The organism is Streptomyces flavochromogenes, assembly GCF_000717595.1.
Lineage (GTDB): Bacteria > Actinomycetota > Actinomycetes > Streptomycetales > Streptomycetaceae > Streptomyces > Streptomyces flavochromogenes.
On record NZ_JNZO01000010.1, the window covers coordinates 34,819 to 58,602 of the forward strand.

The 23,784-nt window shown below is 71.6% G+C and carries 19 protein-coding genes and 1 pseudogene; 12 read left to right on the forward strand and 8 right to left on the reverse strand.

Annotation, left to right across the window (positions count from 1 at the left end; genetic code table 11):
- Positions 1–96 precede the first annotated feature (96 nt).
- Complete coding sequence (locus IF00_RS0113350) at positions 97–720, reverse strand: DJ-1/PfpI family protein (protein WP_030317690.1); 624 nt, start codon at positions 718–720, stop codon at positions 97–99.
- Between IF00_RS0113350 and IF00_RS0113355 the strand changes: the two genes are divergently transcribed.
- The 3 genes from IF00_RS0113355 (at position 707) to IF00_RS0113365 (ending at position 4,063) form a co-directional block, all read left to right on the forward strand.
- Positions 707–2,146, forward strand: a complete 1,440-nt coding sequence (locus tag IF00_RS0113355) for an aminotransferase-like domain-containing protein (RefSeq protein WP_245234514.1) — start codon at positions 707–709, stop codon at positions 2,144–2,146. The two genes, IF00_RS0113350 and IF00_RS0113355, sit on opposite strands and share 14 nt — an antisense overlap.
- A 468-nt stretch (positions 2,147–2,614) precedes the next feature.
- Positions 2,615–2,830 carry a DUF6243 family protein gene (locus IF00_RS0113360; RefSeq protein WP_030317694.1) on the forward strand — a complete coding sequence of 72 codons (216 nt, stop codon included), beginning with the start codon at positions 2,615–2,617 and terminating at the stop codon, positions 2,828–2,830.
- Between the two features lie 399 nt (positions 2,831–3,229).
- Positions 3,230–4,063 carry a hypothetical protein gene (locus IF00_RS0113365; RefSeq protein WP_030317695.1) on the forward strand — a complete coding sequence of 278 codons (834 nt, stop codon included), beginning with the start codon at positions 3,230–3,232 and terminating at the stop codon, positions 4,061–4,063.
- A 201-nt stretch (positions 4,064–4,264) separates the two neighbouring features.
- On the opposite strand, the gene IF00_RS0113370 is transcribed toward IF00_RS0113365, so the two are convergent.
- Positions 4,265–4,852 carry an Imm21 family immunity protein gene (locus IF00_RS0113370; RefSeq protein ID WP_030317696.1) on the reverse strand — a complete coding sequence of 196 codons (588 nt, stop codon included), beginning with the start codon at positions 4,850–4,852 and terminating at the stop codon, positions 4,265–4,267.
- Positions 4,853–5,462: 610 nt separating this feature from the next.
- Here IF00_RS0113370 and IF00_RS0113375 point away from each other — a divergent pair.
- Both IF00_RS0113375 and IF00_RS0113380 read left to right on the forward strand, forming a co-directional pair.
- Entirely contained in the window at positions 5,463–6,017 is a 555-nt protein-coding gene (locus IF00_RS0113375) for a hypothetical protein (protein WP_030317697.1), read from the forward strand.
- A gap of 531 nt (positions 6,018–6,548) precedes the next feature.
- Complete coding sequence (locus tag IF00_RS0113380) at positions 6,549–7,832, forward strand: hypothetical protein (protein ID WP_030317698.1); 1,284 nt, start codon at positions 6,549–6,551, stop codon at positions 7,830–7,832.
- 498 nt (positions 7,833–8,330) lie between these two features.
- Here the strand turns inward: IF00_RS0113380 and IF00_RS0113385 are convergent, their stop codons facing one another.
- A complete protein-coding gene (locus tag IF00_RS0113385; protein ID WP_030317699.1) occupies positions 8,331–9,593 on the reverse strand; it encodes a saccharopine dehydrogenase family protein in 1,263 nt (420 codons plus the stop codon).
- Between the two features lie 123 nt (positions 9,594–9,716).
- Here IF00_RS0113385 and IF00_RS0113390 point away from each other — a divergent pair, with 123 nt between their 5' ends.
- The 4 genes and pseudogenes from IF00_RS0113390 (at position 9,717) to IF00_RS0113400 (ending at position 12,169) form a co-directional block, all read left to right on the forward strand.
- Positions 9,717–10,430: a TetR/AcrR family transcriptional regulator gene (locus IF00_RS0113390; RefSeq protein ID WP_030317701.1), complete on the forward strand. Its 714-nt coding sequence runs from the start codon at positions 9,717–9,719 to the stop codon at positions 10,428–10,430.
- Between the two features lie 259 nt (positions 10,431–10,689).
- A pseudogene (locus tag IF00_RS47625) lies at positions 10,690–10,839 on the forward strand (aldehyde dehydrogenase family protein); the annotation flags it as partial.
- Positions 10,779–11,732, forward strand: coding sequence for an aldehyde dehydrogenase family protein (locus IF00_RS41190; RefSeq protein WP_280922611.1), 954 nt, complete (start codon positions 10,779–10,781; stop codon positions 11,730–11,732). The pseudogene IF00_RS47625 and the gene IF00_RS41190, both read left to right, overlap by 61 nt.
- Before the next feature lie 179 nt (positions 11,733–11,911).
- Complete coding sequence (locus IF00_RS0113400) at positions 11,912–12,169, forward strand: hypothetical protein (RefSeq protein ID WP_030317702.1); 258 nt, start codon at positions 11,912–11,914, stop codon at positions 12,167–12,169.
- A 113-nt stretch (positions 12,170–12,282) separates the two neighbouring features.
- Here the strand turns inward: IF00_RS0113400 and IF00_RS0113405 are convergent, their stop codons facing one another.
- Together IF00_RS0113405 and IF00_RS0113410 are read right to left on the reverse strand one after the other, a co-directional pair.
- Positions 12,283–13,134 carry a LysR family transcriptional regulator gene (locus IF00_RS0113405; RefSeq protein WP_030317704.1) on the reverse strand — a complete coding sequence of 284 codons (852 nt, stop codon included), beginning with the start codon at positions 13,132–13,134 and terminating at the stop codon, positions 12,283–12,285.
- 149 nt (positions 13,135–13,283) lie between these two features.
- Positions 13,284–14,705, reverse strand: coding sequence for an alpha/beta hydrolase (locus IF00_RS0113410; RefSeq protein ID WP_030317705.1), 1,422 nt, complete (start codon positions 14,703–14,705; stop codon positions 13,284–13,286).
- Between the two features lie 525 nt (positions 14,706–15,230).
- On the opposite strand from IF00_RS0113410, the gene IF00_RS0113415 reads away from it, so the two are divergent.
- The 3 genes from IF00_RS0113415 (at position 15,231) to IF00_RS0113425 (ending at position 20,498) form a co-directional block, all read left to right on the forward strand.
- Positions 15,231–16,406, forward strand: a complete 1,176-nt coding sequence (locus IF00_RS0113415) for a carboxylate-amine ligase (protein ID WP_030317706.1) — start codon at positions 15,231–15,233, stop codon at positions 16,404–16,406.
- A gap of 265 nt (positions 16,407–16,671) precedes the next feature.
- The gene (locus IF00_RS0113420; protein ID WP_030317707.1) at positions 16,672–18,456 is read left to right on the forward strand and encodes an N-acetylglutaminylglutamine amidotransferase; all 1,785 of its coding nucleotides are present in this window, start codon (positions 16,672–16,674) and stop codon (positions 18,454–18,456) included.
- Entirely contained in the window at positions 18,429–20,498 is a 2,070-nt protein-coding gene (locus IF00_RS0113425; protein ID WP_030317708.1) for a S9 family peptidase, read from the forward strand. Before IF00_RS0113420 ends, IF00_RS0113425 begins: the two co-directional genes overlap by 28 nt.
- Before the next feature lie 73 nt (positions 20,499–20,571).
- On the opposite strand, the gene IF00_RS0113430 is transcribed toward IF00_RS0113425, so the two are convergent.
- The 3 genes from IF00_RS0113430 to IF00_RS0113445 form a co-directional block, all read right to left on the reverse strand.
- Positions 20,572–21,777, reverse strand: coding sequence for an amidohydrolase (locus tag IF00_RS0113430; RefSeq protein ID WP_030317709.1), 1,206 nt, complete (start codon positions 21,775–21,777; stop codon positions 20,572–20,574).
- 113 nt (positions 21,778–21,890) lie between these two features.
- A complete protein-coding gene (locus IF00_RS0113435; protein WP_030317711.1) occupies positions 21,891–22,334 on the reverse strand; it encodes a CBS domain-containing protein in 444 nt (147 codons plus the stop codon).
- Between the two features lie 604 nt (positions 22,335–22,938).
- Positions 22,939–23,163, reverse strand: coding sequence for a DUF6480 family protein (locus IF00_RS0113445; RefSeq protein ID WP_030317713.1), 225 nt, complete (start codon positions 23,161–23,163; stop codon positions 22,939–22,941).
- Positions 23,164–23,784: the final 621 nt, after the last annotated feature.

The following is a 23,784-nucleotide window of genomic DNA, read 5'->3' on the forward strand; positions in this document are numbered from 1 at the left end:
CCGATGTGCCGCCCGCGCCGCCAGTACGAGATCGACCCTGACGGCTGCTTCACCGAAGCCGCTCTTGCGGAGGGTGAGGATGGAAGGGTTGTTGCGTCAGGAGCGCACTTGTGTCGGTGCGGGCAGGTAGGGGGTGATGTTGCGCCGGGCGCGGTCGACGTATTCCTCCTTCTCGCCGACGGGGGCGACGTAGTGCAGCGCGTCTTCGGCGGCGGCGCTGCCCTGGAGGCGGGTGATGATCCAGGCGGCGAGGTACTGGCTGGAGAGGCAGCCGCCGGCGGTGGCGATGTTGTCTCTGGCGTAGAAGGGCTGGTTGAGCACCTCGATGCCGGCAGCGACGACCCAGGGCCTGGTGGTCAGGTCGGTGCAGGCGGGGATGTCGTCGAGCAGGCCGAGCCTGGCCAGCACGAGCGCGCCGGAGCACTGCGCGCCGATCAGCTGGCGCGAGGGGTCCAGGCCGCGCAGGACCTCCATGATCGCCGGGGTTTCGACGACCTCGCGGGTGGCGATGCCACTGCCGACGATGACGGCGTCAGCGGCGCACGCCTCTTCAAGTGTGGACATCTGCTCGACGACGACCCCGTTCATCGACGTCACCTTGGGGCTGGGGGTGGCGATGGTGACGCGCCAGTCGTCGGTCTTGATGCGGTTGAGGACACCGAGCGCGATCAGGGAATCGAGCTCGTTGTAGCCGTCGAAGGTGAGGATGGCGATGTGCACGGCGGATGTCCTTCCGACTGGGTGGGACTCGACGGTAAGGATCCGCGAACAGGACAGTCAAAGAATTGTCATGGATACAATGGGGCGCATGGCCGCCCCGCGCTACAAGCTGCTCGTCGACACGTTCGCATCGGAGATCCGGTCGGGGCGACTGGCCGCAGGCGCGCGGTTGCCGACACACCGCGCTCTCGCCGCCCGCGATGGCATCGCTGTGGTGACCGCGACCCGGGTGTACGCGGAGCTGGAAGCGATGGGTCTGGTGAGCAGGGAACAGGGCCGCGGCACCTTCGTGCGTGACATGACGGTCCCCGCCGGCCATGGCATCGACCAGCAGGTCGTCGCCAAGGATGCGGTCGACCTCAGCTTCAACTATCCGTCGCTGCCCGGCCAGGCCGACCTCCTGCGGCAGGCCATGCGAGAGGTGGCTGCCGCCGGTGACCTCGACTCGCTGCTGCGCTACCAGCCACATCGTGGGCGTCCCCAGGACAGAGCCTCGATCGCGCGGCACCTGAGGCGCCGGGGGATGACGACGGACGCGGGGCGGATCGCCATCGCAGGCGGTGCTCAGCACGGTCTGGCCGTCACCGTCATGGCCACGCTCAACGCCGGCGACGTCGTCGCGGTCGACGCACTGACGTATCCGGGTTTCAAGGTGCTCGCGGATGCCTTTCGTCTCGACCTGGAGCCCATCCCCGCAACCACCGACGGGCCGGACTTCGATGCCCTGGAGAAGCTGTGCGCGACCCGCCCCGTCCGCGCGATCTACACCATGCCCACGTTGCACAACCCTCTGGGCTGGGTCATGTCGGCAGCTGACCGGACTCGCCTGATCAAGATCGCCCGACAGTACGGTTCACTCATCATCGAAGACGCCTCGTACGCCTTCCTGGTCGAGGACCCGCCACCGCCGCTGGCCGCGTCGGCGCCGGACATCACCGTCTACGTCTCGGGATTCTCCAAGAGCATCGCCACCGGTCTGCGGGTCGGCTACGTCGTCGCCCCGCCCGGCACGCTGCCGCCGCTCGAACGCGCGATCCGGGCGACCACCTGGAACACCCCGGCCCTCACCACGGCCATCGCCTGCCGCTGGCTCGACGACGGCACGGCGGACCAGTTGGAGGCGCAGAAGCGAGGCGATGCCAAGGCCCGGCAAGCAATCGCCGGACAAGAGCTGGCAGGCCTACCCCTGGTCAGCCACCCCTCGTCCTACTTCACATGGCTGCCGCTGCCCGACGACGCACGCGCCGATCGTCTGACCGCCACCCTCGCGCGTCAGCGCATCTCCGTATCCACGGCGGAGCCGTACACCACGTCGACGCACACACCACAGGCACTCCGCCTCGCTCTCGGCTCGACCGATCTGGACCGTCTGCGGTCGACGCTGCGCACGGTGCGACAGGTCGTCCTTGAGGACGCCCTCATCTGATCTCCCCCAGCTTCTGTCCGGGGTTCTGAGCGCGGCTCACCCCGTCCGGCGGCGACCTGGCCAGCTCTGGCGGCCCCCGCCCCGTCCTCTGCGGCAGCGCGTGCGAGGTGGTGGAAGCCTGCCGCGGCGTGGTCGACGGTGGCTGAAGGGCTGCCCGTCAGGGCGGGAGAGCGGGTGAGACGATCTCTCATGCAGGCAGCAGGGCGCTCGCGAGCGCTGACACCCCGCCCGAGGCACCCAGGACGCATATCGACCTGCCCCGGGCAGGTGGCTGCCACCCGCGGCCGGGGCAGGTCGAGCGCTTGGTCTGCGAGGCCTTCGGAACCGGGTAACGTCCTTGTCATGTTCTTCCAGACGCCGATTTACGAGTGAGAGCGTGACGGGCCCCGGCTGTGCCCCGACCCAGCCGCACCCGTCCCCCCGCTGATGAATCCGCAGACCACTTCGACACCACCACCGGGAGAACCCGTGACCGACAGCAAGAACATCAACAACCCCGTGGGCCAGGGGGGTGGCCAGCGCAAGAAGCAGTCCCGCACCGAGCGGCAGAACAACGGTCCGCACCGCAACTTCGATCGTCAGAGTGCCGCTGACAAGAAGGCGGAGCTGGTGCGCAAGATGCGCGAGAAGACTCATGGAGCCGGGGCCGCCGCGCAGGGGAGCGACGACAGCACAGAGAGCTGACGCACCGGTGCCGCAGGGCGGCACCGCACGGGGCAGGGCCCGGACCGCAAGCGCGGTGCGGGCCCTGCTCCCGTATCGGGGCTCGGTGCCGCACCGGGCGCAGTTCGATCCCGCTCTGCTCGGTCGACCTGCCGCGTCCCCCGGCGACCCGGGGCAGCCACTGTCCGGCGGCCTCGTCACCGCCACGGCCCGGGCTGCATCAGCAGCTCCTTCGACTGCACCGTCATCGAATCCGGCACCGCTCCTACCGCTTCGTCGGCACCCCGGCCCCGCGCCTAAGCACCCGCCGAGGCCGGCTGACCGCGACAGAATCGGAGCCGACGACCCGCCCCCCGTTCAGACGACGGCCCTCGGCCCGTCGGCCGTGGACCAGGGACGCTCCAGTAGGCTGTGCCGGCCATGGATACGGACGTCGCACGCGAGCAGCCCCGGCACAGCGCGAGCGGCGCCGGTCCGCCGATCCGGCGGCTCTTCCGGGACGTCGTCGCCGACCGTCTGCCCGCCCGCAGGCCGCCCCAGGCGGCGATGCTGTTCGGCACCGAGGTCGACCCCTCCTGGGACGACCGAAGCTTCCTCGGCGACTTCTACAACGAGATCCTCCACCAGGACACCTGCCGTCCCGCCACCGCTGCCGGCCTTGTCCTGCTGAGGGCCCTCGCCGTCGACGACCGGGTTCCCGCACGACAGCGTTTCGAATCCGTCGACCTGCTGTTCAGAGCTGCCACCGTTGCCGAGCGCTACCTCGCCGAGACCTGGCCGGCCACCCCGCAGCACGCCGATCCCGAGAGCGCGGCCCGGGCCCGCAGCGCGGTCCAGGCTCTCGTGCCAGATCTCCTGGCCCGCTGGTCGGCCGAATGCCCTGCGGTTCACCTCGCTCTCGCCGGTCTCGCCGTCGTCTTCCCGTCGGACCGCACCCTTCCCGCCCTGACAACGCGCCTGCAGGGGTTCATGCACCAGCACCCCCAGGGCACCGACCTCGGCGACTACGTGCGGTTCGTCCTCGTGCTGGCCGCGCAGGACGACGACCGGATCCTCACGGTGACCGAAGAGTTCACCGACGCCCACTGGACGGGAACAGCGCGCGGAGTTCCGACACGGGCACGAGCCCTCCACCTCCTCGGCCAGATGCTGACCAAGGTCGGAGCCGGACTCACTGCCGTGAACACACGGCCGCACGGCACCTCGCTGCGATTTTCGTGTGGACTCGGCTCTGACCGAGGGGCTGGAGCCTGAGGGCTTTCTCGTAAGTGATCTTGCTCTACGGTGATCTCGCCCGCGTCACGCCCGATCACAGCGTCTGGTCCGTCCTGGATAGCCTCGTACACCCGCGACTGCCGTCTCGAGGGCGATGGCGTGGCACCGCGCGATGCTCGGCATCGCCCATCCGCGCAACGTTGCGCGCCGCTGCTGCCGCACCCGACCGAAACGGTCCGTTCAGGATTCGGCGAGCAGGAGCTGGACCAGGCCGACCCAGTTCGCCTCGTCCACCTTGGTGTGCGTGGCGCGGACCCTCCAGCGGCCGGCCCGCAGTGCGACCGATGCCTCGGCGGGCATCCCCCCGTCGGGGAACTCGATGCCCAAGTCGGAACCCGCCCATGCGGAGTCCATGAGCACCGCCGGACCGTCCGAGACCCAGGTGCCGCATTCCTCCCACACCGTGGCCGGGTCTGCGAGGGCAGCGTCCGCCGCGGCACACAGTCCGGCCTCGGAGTCGGCGGCGAGCCACCGCAGGAACGCTCGGTGCTGGGGCAGATAGCAGCTGGTCGCGGGCTCGTCCGCCAGCACAAGTGCTTGGGCACCGTTCTCGTCGATAGGGATCACACCGGCCAGATCGTCCACCGCACAGGCCCGGTCGTAGTCGTCCGGAGCGGCGGCGTCTCCCGCCATCAGGCCACTCTCCGTACACCCGCCCCAGGAGGCCAGGGCGGAGACGGGAACGACGATCAGAGGGCCGCCCATCGACTCCACCCAGACAGGGGAGGAGCCGGAGGCGACGTCTGCGTTGGACGAAGAGGTGATCATTCAGCCAGTGTGCCCCCGCCCACTGACAGGCTCGTTCGTGTGAGGCCGCGAGGTGAGAACGTCATCGGTCCGATCCACCCCTGGCGGACAAGGGAGATCTGGGAGGGCAGGGGTGACACCGGGGCGAGTGCTCTCCCGCGGGCCCAGATCTCCACCAGCCCCTCGGCGCCTCGACGGCTGACACCACCGATGTCGCCTTCAGGTCCCCGTCGCTCCAGGTGTTCCACAGTCGGACCAGAGGCCGGTCCTCCTCCTGGCAACCGTGACCGTCGAAGTGGTCATGGCCCGGAGCCCAAGCCCGTTCACGCTGCGCTGGAGTGGTGTTGCCGACTGCGAGGCCATGGTGTGCGAGAGCCGTCCTTCGTTGGACGCCTCCACACTGACGCCGTTGGCGAGGCGCTCGACCTCCCGGAACTAGTCCAGGTCACAGAGGAGTGTGGCGCGGGAACCCGGCCAGGCACGTGGTCCCACCCCTGCCCGCTGGTGGCCCGGGATCGTCCGGTCGGGTGTCGTCCGTCCGGGCCGTCTGTGGGAGGGGTGAGGTGGGTGGGGGAAGGGCTAGTGACGCATCCGAATAGTGAGGGATCCGCCGTCGTTGAGGAGTCCGAGTATGGCCCGCACGCTCGCCCTGGCCCTGGCCGGCGCGACCGCGTTCGCCGTGGCGCCCGCCGTGGCCGGGCCCGAGCCCGGCAGGGCGGCGGCGGACATGGCGGTCACCTATCGGGTGACCGCTCCGTACCAGCAGCACGCGAACGGTGTGCGAGCCGGCTACAAGCCCGATCAGTACTGCGTGTTCGACCGGGTGGGTGGCACGGGCGCGCTCGGCTACCCGCACTTCAACCACGCCTACGACAACTCGACGGACCCGGCGAAGCCCACCGCCCTCTTCTACGAGGACGACGGCAAGGGCGGCAAGCGTCTCGTCGGTGTGGAGTGGCTGGTCCAGGACCGCGACCAGAACCTGAAGACGGACGACGACCGGCCGAGCATGTTCGGGGTGCCCTTCAAGGGCCCCAACCGTGGCAACTTCCCCGGCCAGCCCGTCCACTACGCCCTGCACCTCTGGCTGTGGAAGAAGAACCCCAAGGGCCCGTTCAGCACGTACAACCCGGCGGTCACCTGCCTCCCGGGGACGACCCGCCCACAGCCGCGCCCGGCTTCCTGACACCCGGTCGGTGCGGTTTCCGGAGCCCGAGCAGGGCCCGGGCCCGGCCCTCGGCGGGGGCCTGCTCGTTGGACAGGGCGAGGGCGGACACCACCCCGGCCGGAGCCACGCCTTCTGGCGGGCCGTCTTCGCGCATGTCGCCGTGGTGCTCGCCGCGGCAGCACGCGGGGTCGCGCCAGGGCGAGCCCGCGAGAACCGATTCCGACTGACGTGTCCGCCGGGTTCTGAAGTGGGTGGGCGCCCCCCCGCAGGGCCTTGTGATCTTCCTCTGCGGCGGCCGTCACAAGGGACACGGACAACCGGTCCGCTCCGCGTGCGTACCCATGAGCGACGGCTTTGATCGCCCGTCACCGCAAGCTGTGCCGACTCCCGTTGAGGGGGATTCCCCGGTTCCGGGGTGGGGCTGGCCACCCTCTTCGCCGGGGGGCCGTCGGATGTCCCGGTGATCACCGGATCCGTAGCGTCTTCGTCATGACCCAGACGACACCCAACGCGACGCCCCGCACCACGACCGGCACCACGAGTCAGGCCATGCCCCACGCCGCGACGCGCACCCGCGCGGGTGGGTCCGTCCGGCGCCGGAGGGCACGCCAGTCCCTCGCCGCCGCGACTGCCGCCGTCGTCACCGCACTGGCCGCCGCCCCGGCGTTCGCCGCGTCCGAACTCCGCCCCGTACCGGTACCGGCCCCGGTCCAGCAGACCACCGGGCGTGGAACCCTCATCGGTGTCACCCCCGTCGGCGACTTGAGCCGGGCCGACGTGGCCGCGTTCCTCAAGGGCGCCGGCATCGACACCTCGACCGTACGCCACGGCGTACGGGGCTACCGGCTCACCTACCGGACGCTGACGCCGCAGGGGGCGCCGACGACCGCCACCGGTCTGCTGGTGCTCCCCAAGGGCGGCGAGCGTCGGCTTGACCTGGTGGCGGACACGCACGGCACGATGGTCCATCGCGACTACGCGCCGTCCGTCGCCGAGGACTTCGGGCTCTACGCGCCCTACCTGCACGCCGCCGCGGGCCGCGCCGTCGCCGCCCCGGACTACCTCGGGCTCGGCAAGGGCCCCGGCCTCCATCCGTACATGGACACCGCCTCCTCCGTCTCGGCCTCGCTCGACATGCTGCGGGCTTCCCGGACCGCAGCGGCCGCGCTCGGCAGGCCGCTCACCGGGGACGTGTACGGTACCGGGTTCTCGCAGGGCGGCCAGGTCGCCATGGGGCTCGGCCGCGAGCTGGCGCGGGGCGCGGACCGGCACTTCAGGTTGCGGGCGTTGGCACCGGTCGCCGGACCGTACGACCTCCGGGGCGCCGAGGTCCCCGCCCTGCTCGACGGCCGGGTCAACGACATCAGCGGCGTCTTCTACATGGCGTACTTCCTCACCGCGCAGAACCGGCTCCACCCCGTCTACGCCGACCCGGCCGAGGCCTTCCGTCAGCCGTACGCGGGGTACGTGGAGCAGCTCTTCGACACCCGGCACTCCGAGGAGGACATCGTCACGAAGCTCCCCGGCTCGGTGAAGGAACTGCTGACCGACGACTTCTACGAGCGGCTCGGCCACCCGACCGGCGGCCTGCTGACCGCGCTCAAGGCGCAGGACGGCACCTGCGACTGGAAGCCCGACGTGCCGGTACGGCTGCACACCGCGGCGGGCGACACGGACGTGGCGATCGCCAACTCCGTCAGCTGCGCGGCCGACCTGGCCCGCAACGGCGTCAGGGCCCCCGTGATCGACCACGGGAAGGCCGACCACAACGGCTCATTCAAGCTGGCGGGTCCGCAGATCGTGCGCTGGTTCGACAGGCTGACGCACGGCTAGCGGGTGCGTTCCAGGGCCGGCCCCTGGTCCGTCACGCCGGTCGAGCACTTCGCCGGCGCTGCGGTCCCATCGCCTCCGCACAGGTCATGTGCGACGGGCACGCCGTACTCGTCGCGCGGCCGTGGTGACAGAGCGCTGCCGGACCGGCCGCTGCTCAGGTGACCGTGAGCGCCCGACTGCCGGCGCGGGAGGCGCTGTGCGACGCGGTCACCTGGCCCCGCCGCCCGGGAGTGAGGCGCTCCCGGGCGGGCGCCGCCCGCACGCGCGCCTGCGTGGCCAGTGGCACTCGTCCCGCCGATGCGGGCCGGCGAGCGGGTTCGCCCAGGGCGTCGGCGGCGACTTCCGCTCGGAGTGGTCCCCGCCCGTCGGGTCCGGGTGTGCCCCCGGGGACCGCCGGCTGACCCGCGAGGGGAGGTGGAGGGGGGCTGCAGCAACTCCCGCGCGTGACCGGCCCGCCCACTCGCCCATCGGCGCGCGGACTTCCTGCGCCGCAGGGCGTCAGGCGCGGCCGGGGGTGCCGCCGGATGTGGGGGCCGGCTCCTGTTCACGCAGGGCCCAGGGGGAGCCGTACGCGGTGAGCAGGTCCAGGAAGGGGCGCGGCGGCAGGGCTTCGGGGCCCAGGACACCGGTCCCGGACCAGACGCCGGTGGCGAGCAGTTCGAGGGCCACCACCGGGTTGATCGCGGTCTGCCAGACGACGGCCTGGGAGCCGTACTCGCGCATGGACCACTGGTTGTCGACCACGTGGTAGAGGTACACCTCGCGGGGCAGGCCGTCCTTCGTGCCCTTGACCCAGGTCCCGGCGCAGGTCTTTCCGGTCATCAGCTCCCCGAGTGCCGCCGGGTCCGGCAGGCAGGCGGCGACCACGTCCCGGGGTGAGACGCGGGCGGGGCTGCCGTCCGCGCCACGCACGGTGACCGGCACGGTGGAGTCCAGGCCCAGGGCGTGCAGGGTCCTGAGCTTGCCGATGAAGTCCTCGCCGAGGCCGTACTTGAAGGTGACCCGGCGGGCTCCCACCCAGCGCGGGATCAGGAGGACCTCCTCGTGCTCGACGTTGACGCACTCGACGGGGCCGATGCCCTCAGGGAAGTCGAAGACCTCCGGCTCGCTGAACGGGGCGGTGGTGAACCAGCCGCGCTCGCGCTCGTACACCACGGGAGGGTTCAGGCATTCCTCGATCGTCGTCCAGATGTTGAAGGACGGCGCGAAGTCGTAGCCCTCGACGGACAGGTCGGCGCCGTCGCGGATGCCGATCTCCTCGATGTCGTCGAAGAGTTCGTCGGCCGCGTAGCGGGCGAAGACGTCCGACAGGCCGGGCTCGACGCCCATGCCGACGAGCGCGATACGGCCCGACTTCTCCCACTCGGCGGCCCGTTCGAACTGCTCGTCGCCGAGCTTCACCCCGCAGACGCTGTGCGGGTCGTCGGGGTGCGGGCGGGAGAGGGACATGGCCATGTCGAGGTAATGGCTGCCCGCCGCCAGGGCGGCGTTGAACAGAGGCATCACGAAGCGCGGATCGGTGGCGTTCATCAGGACGTCGCAGCCGCGCTCGGTGAGCAGCCGGGTGACCGCCGCCTCGTCGGAGGCGTCGACGCGGCAGGCGCTGAACCGTGTCTCCTCGCCGCCCAGGGCCGCGACCGCGGCCTCGGCCCGGGCCAGGTCGTAGTCGGCGACGACGAAACGGTCGAAGAAGCCGCGGCGGGCGGCGATCTTGGTGATCGCGCTTCCGACACCGCCGGCGCCCACAAGCAGAACACGCATGGCACAGTCCTTTCTCGGTGAGGCGGGTGCCTCGGGGGCTGATGGAACCTGGTGCTCCGAGTTAAGCTCAATGATGTTGGCATAAGGCGGCAGGCCCGCACGGCGACACGGAGGAGTGTGGCGATGGCTAAGGAAGTGGTTCCCGAGGAGGCCCGCAGACGGCGGCGCCCCACTCGGCAGGGGACGGTGCTCACCGAGCGGCTGATAGTCGAGACGGCCCTGCGGATGGTGCGCGAGCACGGGAGCGCGGGCCTGTCCGCCCGGCGGCTCGGCGCCGCGCTGGGGGCGGACCCCAGCACTCTGTACCGGTACTTCGACGGCATGGACGGCCTCACACGCGCCATCGGCGAGGAGCTGATCGGCCGGGCGCTGGCCGGCTGGGCCGCGACGGGGGAGTGGCGTGCGGACCTGCGCTCTCTCGGCCTGCGCATCCACGGCGCCTACCTCGCCCATCCGCAAGCCGCGCTGCTGACCGCGAGCCGGGTGACCGGCCGGCCGCGGGAGATCGCCGCCGACGAGGCGATCCTCGGGAGCCTTCGCGGCGCGGGGTTCGCGGATGTGGACGCGGTGCGGATCTATCACGCCTACATCGATCAGTGCCTGGCCTTCGCGGCGCTCGACGCGGGCGCTCTCGCGCTGACGGAGAAGGCGCGCGAGGCGGACGAGGAGATGTGGGAGTCGACGTATGCCCGGCTGCCGGCCGACGCGTACCCGAACATCGCGGCCACCGCCGGGCTGCTGGCCGAGCGCATGCCCGACAGCGCGTACCCGGTCGCGCTGGACATGCTGCTGGAGAGCGCCGAACGCCGGCTCGCGGCCGGGGGCTCCGCCGGCTGAGCGGGCGGAAGGAGCGAGCGCTCCTCCCGGGGAGAACTTCGGGGGCCCGGACCCCCTCCGGTTCCCCGAATTCACTCGCGGTCGCGGCACCCGGATCGCTTCCGGTCCGGCTCGAATCGCGGGGACTCACCCGGCGACCAGCCATGATCGCGACGGACAAGGGGCTTCTGCCCCAGGTCGACGGCGCGGTGGATTCTGCCGGTCGGACCGCCCGGCGATCGTCGACACCGTCCGCTTCTTCGCCGGAGCGGCGCGGACCCTGCCGGGCGCCGCGGCGGGCGAGTACACCGAGGGCCGCACGTCGCTCCTGCGCCGCGAACCGGTCGGCGTGTGCGCCCAGATCACTCCGTGGAACTACCCCCTGATGATGGCGGCCTGGAAGATCGCCCCGGCGATCGCGGCCGGGAACACCACCGTGCTCAAGCCGGCCGACACCACCCCCTCCTCGGCGGTCCTCCTGGCCCGCACACGGCGGGCCACCTCCCTCCGGGCGTACTCAACGTCGTCTGCGGCGACCGCGACACCGGCCGGGCGCTCACCGCACACCGGGACGTCGCGCTGATCGCCGTCACCGGCAGCGTACGGGCGGGGCAGGAGATCGGGGCCGCGGCGGCAGCGGGCCTCAAACGACTGCACCTGGAGCTCGGCGGGAACGCCCCGGTCATCGTCCACGACGACGTGGACGTGGAGGCCGCCGCCGCGGCCATCGCCCAGGTCGCGTACTACAACGCCGGCCAGGACTGCACCGCACCCAGCCGCCTGCTGGTCCACGAACGCGTGCACGACGCGTTCCTCGCGGCCTTCGCCGCCGCGACGGCCGCCCCGGCGTACCGTGAGGCCACCTACGGCCCCCTGAACAGCGCAGCCCAACTGGCTACGGTGGAGGGCCTCTTGAGCCGCCTCCCGTCCCACGCCGAGATCGTCACAGGGGGAGAGGCCGTCCCGGGCCCCGGCTTCTTCCACCGGGCGACGGTCGTGGCCGGTGTCCGGCAGGAGGACGAGATCGTCCAGGAGGAGACGTTCGCGCCCGTGGTGACGGTCCAGCCCTTCCGTACCGAAGAGGAGTCACTCCACCTCGCCAACGACGTCCGCTTCGGCCTCGCCGCCGGCCTCTGGACCGCGAACCACGACCGCGCGATGCGCGCCACTCGCGCCCTCCGTACGGGCATCGTCTGGGTCAACACCCACGGCACCACCGTCTCCGAAATGCCCCACGGCGGCGTCGCCCACTCCGGCTACGGCAGCGACCTCTCCCTGGCGGGCCTCCTGGACTACACCCACCCGAAGCACGTCATGCTCTAACCGACGGGCTGCGCCGGAGGGGACCCGCGGGACGCGACGGGACCGGCCGGCCGTACGCCGATACGGGGCCGACAGGCCTTGGTCCGGACGGTCTACTTCGCCGGGTTCGGGCGGCCGGAGGCTTCCATACTGGCCGTCGGTAGCCCCGACGACGGGGCGTCACGACGAAGGAGCACGCGATGAACCCACCACCGCCCGAGGAGACCGGCTGCCAGATGATGAAGCGCCTCGCGAAGGAGCTGGAGAAGGGCATCGAGAAGAGCGGGAAGCTCGCGCAGGAACTCAGGGCGAGGATCGCCGGGCTGGAGGCGCAGGCGAACCCGGACCAGGCGCAGATCGACGCCCTCAAGCAGGCCCTGGAGCGCCTCGAACAGAAGATCGAGGACGACCGCGTGGCCCTGTCGGACCTGGAGACCGTGATCAGCGAGAACTGCTAGGAGCGTTCCTTCCGTCATCGGACGACGCTCCGCCGCCGGGCCCCACCGCCGGGGCCTTCGACCGTCTCCTGGCAGCGGCCGAGGCCCGGGGCGGAAGCGGACCGGTCGGCCGCTCAGCCTTGATAGGTGGCGGCCGCGAGCTGAACGAACGACCGGATCAACGGATTCCGGTCCTTCTCGTGCCACGCCGCGACCACCCGGCTCGCCGGCATGTCGCTCAGTGGGACCACGGTGAGCCCCGTGCCCGGCTCGTGGTCCAGGAGGGTGATGCCGATCGTGCCGTTCCACAGGACGGCCTGCCGGCATTCCTGGACGGCGCGCACGACGGGACCCCGACGAGGCTCTCCGCCGCTCCAGTACGACTGCCACGCGGGGTCCGTCCCCTCCGGGAACCGGAACCAGCGGCGGTCCGCCAGGTCGGCCAGCCGCAGGCTGTCGCGGCCGGCCAGTGGATCGTCGGCGCGCAGCAGCGCTCCCACCGGGTCGGCGCGCAGCGTGCGCACGGTCAGGCCCGTCTCGTCGAACGGCCCACGGGTCAGGGCGAGATCGACAAGTCCGGAGTGCAGACCGCAGGTGGGATCGGCGAGGTCGGTCTCGCGGACCCGTACCTCGACCTGTGGGTGGCGCCGGCGGCAGGCGTCGGCCAGCCGGGCGATGTCCGGGTCGGCGCTGTCGCCCAGGACGCCGACGGTGACGCGCGCGGCGCCGGCCGCGACGGCCACGCGTTCACGCACCCGATCGGCCTGATCGAGCAGGGTGCGTGCCTCCTCGAGGAGCACCGCGCCCACCGGCGTGAGCGTGACACCGGCGGACGACCGGTCGAACAGCACGGCGCCGACCTCGGCTTCGAGCCGCTTGATCGACCGACTGAGTGGCGGCTGACTCATGTGCAGCCGGACCGCGGCCCTCCCGAAGTGGAGTTCCTCGGCGACCGCGACGAAGTAGCGCAGCGTGCGTAGCTCCATGGCACGACGATATCCGCGGGGTGTCGAACCCGCGGAATCGGTCTTCGGACCTCGCCGTGCCCTGGTGGTGGAACCGATGCCGGCGCCCGGTCGGCCTGCCCCCTCGCCTACGGCGGCCTTCGCGTCGGCGTGCGGCGGACAGGAAGTGGTCAGGGAGCGATGCCGACGCCGGGCAGCCTGCCCCACGTCTTCTCCTGCTTGGCGGTCAACGCGGGCCAAGTGAGGCCTCCGGGGCGCGGGTTGACTCGCGTGGCGTAGCTGCGAGGTGTGAAGGCCGGATCGTAGAAGCAGCCGGTGCCGTACGTGGCGTCGAAGCGGCGGCAGGCCGACGCGATCGAGGCCGGGTTCGGCTTCCTTCCGGTGCGGACCCAGCTGTCCAGTGCGGCGATGGAGTTGGCGTACTCGGCCGTGCTCAGTCCGCTGTGCTCGTGCTCGTCCGTGAAGGTCTGCACGAGGTGTCTCGCCCGTCCTGTGCCATGCAGCGAAGCGGCGTACGCGGCCTCGTGCTCGACGAACGCGGTCGGGTCGTCGATCGCGTGGAGGGTGAGGACGGGCACGGACACCCGACCGGTGAGGTCACTGTCGTACGACAGGTCCCGGGCGGCGGTGGGGTCGGCCGAGAAGCGTTCCACTCCGGCGTTGAGGGCGGTGTCGTCGTGGGAGCCGGAGTAGACGACGTCCTGGTTGGAGAACGGGTTCCGCCCGCCGAGGCGGTGGTGCACGATGTCCCGGAACGTGAACGTGGCGAATCTCAGATGCGACTCCAGCGTCCGCTCGGGGATCTTGGTCACGGCGAGGATGTCGTCGAGACGGCGCTGCTGGAGCGCCGTGCGCTGGTCGTGAGGCGAGGAGAACCCGGTGCACTCCTGCAGCCTGGCGCGCAGGCCTGTCGGCGTCATGGTCGAGTCCGCACGCAGTCCCCTCCACAGCGGGTACGGGACCTCGGACGGCCTCGGATGGTTCTGGCAGTAGTACTGATAGACGGCACGCAGGTCCACCCGGTAGTCGTACCCCCTGGAGCCGCCGCCGAGGACTCCGTTGGTGAGGAGCGCGCCGTCGTAGGGGCCGTGCTTCTCGGCGCCGTACGTCTCGATGACCTTGGCTGCGACGTTCCCGCCCCACGACTGGCCGTGTACGTACGTGCGCCGCGGTTTGCGGAACTCCTCGACGAACAGCCGTCGCAGGGCCTCTGTGTCGGCGGCTGCCATCCTCGTTCCGTATCCGCCGCGCCGGTACGAGGAACCGGCCCAGGCGTAGCCCTGGTCCACCATGACGGACCAGCGCTCGAGGTCACCGATGCTGCGGGTGGGATCGGACTCCTCGCCCAGGTCCGGGCCGCCGTGGGCGTGCACCACGAGCGAACCGTTCCATATCCTCGGGACGGCGATCGCGTAGTAGGCGCCCTCCGTGCTCCGCCCGGTGTAACAGGTCGCCTTCCCCACCAGGTTCGCCGGACACGCGGTGGCTTCCGGCTGTCCGGCGGGCGCTGTCGCGGCGGCGGTGGGGATCGCGGGGAGGGCGAACGCGGCGGCCACCGCGATGCCGAGCGCCCCGGTCACCGCTGCGCGCATCCGACCGCGGGGGACGGATCGAAGACGCCGTAGCCATGCGCCTGGCTTTTCCATGGGGGTGCCTCGTTCGTTCCGGGCGCGCCGGTCGCGCGGAGGGCTCGATGCTAGGCACGACACGGCGTCAACTGAACGGCGTCGGAATTGAATTCATATCGGTCGCGGCCCGACAGCCGGATCGGGGGCCTGGCGCGGCCTTCTGCTGGTCTCGGATGTACCGGCACGGCAAGGCGATGGCGGATGCACCACGCCTCCCGGCCGCTGGAGGCGGCCGGCGACGGCGCGGACGAACCGGGCATCGTGCTGGGTGGAACCGCCGGAGCGCTCGGGCCTCCGCTCGGGGGCCCACGTGGGGGCGCGCTCCATGGCGATGTGCGCTCGAAAGAGCGTACTTGATACCATATGAGCGGCGTATGCGTGGATTCGCCCCGACGGGGCAGTCGCACATCAGGCCCAGGAAGGGCGGAGGGAACGCCGGTCGGATCGATCAGCAGACCTGAAGATCGTCGAACTCGCACAGGAGACGCAGTGGTCGTCCGAATAGGTGTCGAAGAAGAGTTCCATGTCATCGATGTCGAGAGCGGCGCGCTGGCGCCCCGGGCCGACGCCGTACTGGGGCGGCTCTCCCGGCACAGGAGTACCTACACGCAGGAGTTCCCCCAGTCCGTCGTCGAGTCGAACAGCGGTGTCCACGCGCGTCTCGACGAGCTCTACGCGGACCTGACCGGGTCGCGGCGGCGCCTGAACGCGGCCGCCTCCTCTCAGGGGCTTGCGGTGATGGCGGCGGGGGCGGCCCCCATCGCGCGACTCGGAGCCGTACCGGCGACCGACGACGCCCGGTACCAGGCCATGAGGGAGGAGTACCGGCGCGTCGCCGACGAGCAGCTGATATGCGGCGCCCAGGTCCACGTGGACGTCCCCGACCGGGACACCGCCGTACGGGCGCTCTGCGCGATCAACCCGTGGCTTCCGCCCCTTCTGGCGCTGTCCGCGAGCTCCCCCTACTGGCTCGGCGCCGACACCGGCTACGCGAGCTGGCGCACCATGATCTGGCAGCGCTGGCCCACCTCCGGACCGGCCGGATGCTTCACCGGTGCCGAGGAGTACGACGCCGCGGTCGAGGAGCTGATCGTCAGCGGCGTCATCAGCGACCCGGGAATGATCTACTACGACATCCGCCCCTCCGCCCATCTGCAGACGCTCGAACTGCGCATCTGCGACGCCTGCCCGCGCGTCGAGACCGTGGTGCTGATCGCGGCCCTGTTCCGGGCACTCGTCGTCGACGCCTGCGCCCAGGCCGAGGCAGGCGACGACGCCGACTGCGACGACCGGCACGAATGGCTCCGCACGGCGACCTGGCGCGCCGCGCGATCCGGCCTGGAGGGCGACCTGATCGACCCCGCCACCCACGCGCCCGCACCCGCTCCCGACGTCGTACGCGGCGTGCTACGACGCCTGCGGCCGTCACTGGAGGCGCACGGGGACTGGGACCTCGTCCAGAGCCTGGCCGAGGAGACCCTGGCCCGAGGCAGCGCCGCCCACCGCCTCCGCCGAGCGGTGTCCGAGGACGACCTGCTCGCCGCCGTGGACCTGTTCCTTGCCGAGACCCGGGGCGAGGACCGTGGCCGCAAGCCGCTCGGCCCCCGGCGCGGGGCGACCCGCTCCCGAGCGAAGGGCATGCCGGCGAAGGCCTACCGGAGGTGACTCACCGGCCCGGACGACCACGCGGATCGACCCGCGCGAACCACCCACGCACGAACCACCCATGGGGCACGAGGGCCGTCGGCCTCGCCTGTCGCGAACCGGCCACCCCCTGCCCTCGGACGGCGCATCGAGGAGAGAACCACAACATGCTGATGTCGGACGTCGTGTTGAGAAGAACAGGACTCATGCGGACACGCGCACTCCCCACGCCGCCCCGGGTGTCTCCGGGGCACGCACCGATGTCCGCCTGCCGGGGAGGTGCCGGGTGTGCGGCTTGAGCGGTGAGATCCGCTTCGACGAGAGACGGCCCGATCTGGCGGCGGTCGAGCGCATGACCGACCGGATGGCGGCCCGCGGCCCGGACGGCCGGGGCATGTGGTCCCAGGGAGCCGTCGCGCTGGGCCATCGACGCCTGAAGATCATCGACCTGTCGGAACGCGGGGCGCAGCCGATGACGGACAGTGAGGCGCAGATGACCTGTGCCTTCAACGGCTGCATCTACAACTACCGGCAACTGCGCGAGGAACTGCGGCGGCTGGGCCACCACTTCGTCACCACGTCCGACACCGAGGTGGTGATCAAGGCCTACCGCGAGTGGGGCGCCGACTTCGTCCAGCACCTCGTCGGCATGTTCGCGGTGGCGCTGGTGGAACACGACACGGGCAGGCTCGTGCTCGCCCGTGACCGGCTGGGCATCAAGCCCCTCTACCTGGCCGAACTGCCCGGCCGGCTGCGCTTCGCCTCCACGCTCCCGGCCCTGCTCGCCGGCGGCGGGGTGGACACCTCGCTCGACCCGGTCGCCGTGCACCAGTACATGAGCTGGCACGCCACGGTCGCCGCACCGCGCACCGTCCTGGCCGGAGTGCGCAAGCTCCCGCCCGCGACCGTCCGTGTCGTGGAACGCGACGGAACGTATCGCGACCACCGCTACTGGCAGCCCTCGTACACGCGGCGCGACGACTTCGACGGGATGGGGCCCACCGACTGGAGGGACGCCGTCCTCGCCGCGCTCAGGACGGCCGTCCGCCGACGGACGGTGGCCGACGTACCCGTGGGCGTCCTGTTGTCGGGCGGCCTCGACTCCAGCCTCATCGTGGCGCTGCTGGCCGAGGAGGGGCAGCACGACCTGGCGACGTTCAGCGTGGGATTCGAGTCGGAGGCGGGCGAGGAGGGTGACGAATTCGCCTACTCCGACCAGGTCTCGCGGCTCTTCGACACGGACCACCACCAGCTGATGGTGCCGTCGGACCGGGTCTCCACCGCCCTGGGCGGTGCGATCGCCGCCATGAGCGAGCCGATGGTGAGCCACGACGTCGTCGCCTTCCACCTCCTCTCGGAACTGGTCTCCAAGGAGATCAGCGTCGTGCAGAGCGGCCAGGGGGCCGACGAGGTGTTCGCCGGCTACCACTGGTACCCCGCGCTGGCGGGCGTCGAGCGGGCGGAGGAGCCCCGGAGGTACGAAGAGGTCTACTTCGACCGCTCGCATGCCGACCTCGCGAAGATCCTGCAGCCGCACATGCTGCCCGACCACGACGCGTCCGCCGAGTTCGTCCACACGCACATGGCGGCGCCGGGCGCCGAGACCGCACTGGACGCGGCACTCCGGCTCGACACCCACGTCATGCTCGTGGACGACCCGGTCAAGCGGGTCGACAACATGACCATGGACTGGGGGCTGGAGGCGCGGGTGCCCTTCCTCGACCACGAGCTGGTCGAGCTGGCGGCCGCCTGCCCGCCCGAACTGAAACTCGCCGAAGGCGGCAAGGGCGTGCTCAAGCAGGCCGGGCGCACCGTGCTCCCGCACACCATCGTCGACCGTCCCAAGGGCTACTTCCCCGTGCCGGCCATCCGCCACATGGCGGGTCCCGTGCTCGAACGCGTACGGGAGTCCCTGTCCGCGCCGGAGGCCCGTTCCCGCGGCCTCTTCCGCGAGGAGTACGTGGCCTCGCTGCTGGCGGCACCCGACGACCACCGCACGAACCGAGGGGCGAACGCCCTGTGGCAAGTAGCGTTGTTGGAGACATGGCTGCAGACGCACGGAATCAACTGACGGACGAGTCGGCGGCGCCGGCCCCCGTCCGGACGACGGCCCGCCCCGCGACGGCTCCCGTCGTGGCGCCGGTCGCCGACGCCGCCGGCCCGCGGGACACCCCACGGCCGAGGGTGGCCCACGGCTGCTGGTATCCCTCGCCCGACCCTCGAGGCGAGCACGTGGCGTTCATCTGCGACCGCGACGGCGCGCCACAGCTCTGGGCCGGGCCGGTGGGAAGCGACGACGCGCACCTCCTCGACACCGGTCCGGATCACGTCACGGAGGTCTCCTGGTCCCCGGGCGGCGAATGGATCGCGTACACCGTGGCCCCTGGCGGGAGCGGTCACACACGTGTCCTCTGCGTCCGCCCCGACGGCTCGGACCGCAGGGTCCTGGCGGGCGCGGAACCTGGACGCTCGGCCTATCTGGGGTGCTGGGCCCGGGACGGCTCGGCTCTCGCGGTGACGGTCGCCGAACCGGTCGGCGAGAGAGCCGGCCCGCTGACCGCCACGGACCGTCCCCCAGGCTGGACGGAACGCGACGGGCACGCGACCCTCCTCGACGGCATACGGCCGGGCGGGGCGGGCGACGGAACGACCGCGCCGGTCCGTGACCGGCTCACCGCGTACCTCGTCGATCCCGCGGGCACGACGGCCCCCCGGCTCCTCGCCGACGAGACCGGGGCGGCCACGCTGCGCGTGTGCGACATCAGCCAGGACGGGCGCCTGGCCCTGTTGCGCCGCGGGCCCCGGGCGAGGCGCGAAGCCGTGGTCGTCCGCACGGCGGACCAGGCGCCGACATGCGCGCTGCCGGTCGCCGACGGGGATCCGTGGATCGGCCGCTTCTCGTCCGACGCCCGCACGGTGTGGCTGCGCAGCAACCACGACCGGGAGTTCGCGGCGCTGCTCGCGCTCCGCCTCGACGGCGCCGACGAGCGGAAGGACCTCGGCGTGGTGGTCGCGCGCGACGGCTGCGACCTCGAACTCCTCACCTTCGTGGAGGGCGACCGGCGCGCGGCCCTGGCCTGGAACGACGGAGGGACGAGCGTGCTCGAGACCCTCCCCCTGACGGCTGAGGGGAGCGCGCCGCCCGCGTTGCGCGAGGTGCCGTTGGCGCACGAGGTGGTCACCCGGGTGACGGCCGCGGGGCCGCACGGCATGGTGGTCGCCCTCTCGGGATCCCGGCGACGTCCCGGCGTGTGGGCCGTGCCGACTTCGGCGCCGCCCGCGCGTACGCCCTGGTCGGCGAGCGACGCCGCATCCGTGCCCCGAGGCCTTCCGCCCGCCCCGCCCGTACCACTTCGAGCCACGGCTCGCGACGGGCTGCTCCTCGGGGGCTGGTACCACCGTGCCCCCGGCAGGTCCCCCGGTGAGCCGGCACCCTGCGTCGTACACCTGCACGGCGGCCCGGAGGAGCAGGAACGCCCGGTCTTCGACCCGCTCTACCAGGAACTGCTCGGCCGGGGCATGGATGTCTTCGCCCCCGACGTCCGCGGCTCCTCCGGCTGGGGTCGCTCCTTCGTCGACGCCGACCTGGGCGAAGGGCGCTTCGCCGCGATCGACGACGTCGCCGACTGCGCGACCCACGCGGTCGCGTCAGGATTTGCCGATCCCCAGAGGCTGGCCGTGATGGGGCACTCGTACGGCGGCTACCTCACCCTGGCCTCACTCGTGTGGCACCCGCATCTCTTCCGTACGGGCATCACGGTGTGCGGGATGTCGGACTTCGCCACGTTCTTCGCCGGCACCGAGCCCTGGCTCGCGGAATCCGCCGCTCACAAGTACGGCCATCCCGAGCGGGACAGCGCGCTGCTGCGTGCGCTGTCGCCCATGAGCCGCGTCGACGAGCTGCGTGTGCCCCTGCTCGCGGTGCACGGCGAGCACGACACGAACGTCCCGCCCGGCGAGTCCGAGCAGATCGTCAGCGCGGCGCGCGCAAGGGGGCTGGTAGCGGAACTCATGCTCCTGCGCGACGAGGGCCACGACTTCCGGCGTGCCGACAACCGGCGGCTGTTCCGGCGTGCCGCCGCGGAGTGGATGCAACGGTGGCTGCTCGGCTGAGCCGCCGCGGCGGCTCAGTCGCTCCGGGCGGGCGCGAGCCCCAGGCAGGGACGGACCTGCCCGCCCCGGGTGTTCACAACCCCGCAGCTGCCTTCGCCCGCAGCCGCTCCCAGGCCCGCTTGCTCACCTCCGGACGCACGAACACATCGACGGCCGTGCACGCGAGCGCCTCCGCCGCCGCAGCCATCACGCGCCGCGCCCGGGGCCCGGACGCCGCCTCCGCGAACTCGGGCGTGTGTGCGGATCCGTCGGACCCCATGATGGCGACCCACGGATGGATCCCCGGCACCCGTGTGCTGACGTTCCCGAAGTCGGACGAGCCCAGGTACACGCCGGGCTCGGGCTCCGACAATCGGATGCCCGCCCGGTCCAGGTGGCCGGCGAACAGCCCCGACAGCACCTCGTTGTCACGGAAGTGCTCGTACCGCCCTCCCACGTCGGTCACCTCCACCCTGGTACGGGTGGCCGAGGCCACGCCCTGCGCGCAGGAACGCAACTCCTCCACCAGGTCCTCCAGCGCGGCCGTGGTTCTCCCACGCAGCCCGAACAGACCCTCCGCGTACTCGGGGACGATGTTGGTGGCCCGCCCGCCGTCCGTCACGATGCCGTGGACGTGCGATCCCGCGGGAAGCCGCCTGCTCAGCACGCCGAGCGTGTTGAAGAGCTGGATCAGCGCCCCCAGCGCGTCGATTCCCTCCGTGGGGCTGCTGGTGGGGTGCGCGGCACGGCCGTGGAAGCCCACCCGGACCTGCGCACTGGCCGTCAGCGGCGCCCACGTCCAGTCGTGGACCCCCGGATGGAACATCAGCGCCGCGTCCACGCCCTCGAACAGCCCCGCCGCCACCTCCACGACCTTGCCGCCGCCACGCTCCTCCGCGGGTGCTCCGACCGCCAGGAGTGACCCCTCGACCTCGCCGAGCGCGGCCCGTACGGCGAGCGCCGCACCGAGGCCTGCCGCGGCGATCAGATTGTGCCCGCACGCGTGCCCGAGGAGCGGCAGCGCGTCGTACTCCATCAGCAGGGCGACACAAGGACCTCCTCCAGGCCCGTCAACCGACCCCGTGCGGGCCAGGAACGCGGTCGGCAGGTCGGCCACCCCGCGCTCCACCTCGAAGCCGCCCCGTTCGAGTTCGCCCGCCAGCAGACGGGCCGCCCCGTGCTCCTCGTAAGCGGTCTCCGGCTCACGATGCAGCGCGAGGCTCACGTCCCACAGCCGTTCCTCCCGGGCGGACACCTCCCCCCTGACGCGGGCGTACAGGGACTCCGCGGCCTGTGACACGTGAACCTCCTCGGGCCTGGTCGAAGCCCTCCCGGCGCGTGAGCGCCCACCGTCGGCGGCCGACCGCGAGTTCTTCTCGTCGTCCGCCGCGCGTCGCCCCGGGAGGCGGGCCCTCAATGGGCGCCCGCGTACACCTTGCTCGCGAACTCGGCGATCTGCTTGTCGGTGAGGTTCTGGGCGAGGTTGGCCTCCGAGATCATCCCGCAGAGACGGTGTCCGTTCTGCACGTCGATCACCGGCAGTCGCTTCACCTGGTTCTCCTCCATGACGTGCAGGGCGTCCGACGCCGACGCGTCCGCGTCGATCCAGTGCAGCTCACCGCCGAGGGACCCGCACTCGACCCGGGCCGGGTCGTCACCGACGGCCACACACTGAATGACGATGTCGCGGTCGGTGACCATGCCCATCAGCCTGTCGTCGTCACCGCAGATGGGCATCGCACCCACGTGCATCTCCCGCATCATCCGCGCCGCATCGTGCAGGGACTCGTGCTGACCGACACACTGGGTGCCCGCCGTCATGATGTCGCGGGCCTTGAGCGGCTTGTTCTGTGCCATGATCGCTCCTCCCGTCGTGGCACCGCATGGTGCCTACAGGTCGGCTTCCCTGTTCTCCCCTCGTAACACGCCTCGATGTCCGCCACGCTGCTCGACGCCCGTCGCCACGGTCACGTCGAAGGCCAGGCCGCCGGTGGGCGCGCCGGCCCGCTGCGACGGGGGCTGCGGCGTCAGGCGCTCCGGCGCCGCCCTCGCACGATGCGACAGCCAGTCGGGTAGTAGGGCGCGAGGTCTTCCCGTTACCGACCGTCGGCCCGGTGCCGGTCGGGGAGGAACTGCGCGGCGTCCTCGACCTGGTCCCTGGTCGGGGGTCGTGGGCCGCTTCGGCGGCCCAGAGCGGGGTGGTGCGACATACGGACGGCAGGCATCCGTCACGGTCGGCGTCGTCCCGGCCTCCGGTGCTCCTCCGCGGCCGATGCCTCGGCCCGGCCCTCCTGCTGGAGGCGACGGCCTTCCCCCCGAAGCCGCGGATCGCCCAGCGCCTTGCCGTCGGACTCCTTCATGAGTCCCCGTATCCGCGTGAGGGTGGCTTTCACGATGCCCATGCGATGAGCCCTCTTCCTCTTGCCGTGCGCCGCCGTGGCCGGACGAGTCGGTGGCCGGGTCAGTCGGTGGCGAGAATGATCGCGTACACGAGGAAGAACAGGGCGAACAGGACGACCATCGCCCAGATGATCACGAGGGGGCCTGTCGCCCAGCCGCGCCGCGGTGGGCGGTAGGGGCCGGTACCCGTGCTCGTGCCCGATTCCGCGGGCGGTGTCGTGCCCGGCCGGTTCTCACTCTCGGAGAGGTCACGGGGGTCCGGGTCGGGGTTGCTGGGTCTGCTCATGACGCTCATCTCCCGGCAGTCGCAGGAGGAACGTACGAACGGCACGCGGTCGACGGTGCTCGTCCATACGCACCATGCCCTGCGCCTAGCCGCCACCGAGGTGTCCCAAACGGTCCTTCGGGGTGTTTGCCGGAGGGGCTCCTCCGGCGCCGCCACGGGCTTGTGGCCCACCACGCCCGGCGCGTCGGCACCGACACGTCACGTTTCCGCCGCCAGGACATGGGCAAACCGTACAAAACAACCAATTGGTGAAACTCCCGAGGGCAAGCACGTCCCGGGAGCCGAGCCCGAAAGGCAGCAACCGATGGGTGTCGTAAAGGCCGCGTACATGCAGGTCAGGGGACTCATGAAGGAGTCCGACGGCAAGGCTCTGCAGGATGCCTCCCTGCGAGCGGAAGGGCGCCGAATGCGCGACGCGGGCCGATCGGCGCGCGAGCGCCGTCTGCCGCGGCCCCCCGGCTAGGCGCTGACCGGACGGATCCTCGCACCTCCCGGCCCACGCACGGGTCGGGCCGCTCTCTGCGCCGTTCGGCGGACAAGCGGGACTCGCGGCGAGGAAGACGGGGGAGTCGGGGAAGTCGGGGAAGGAGACGACGGACAGCAGGTGCCCCCACCGCCGTC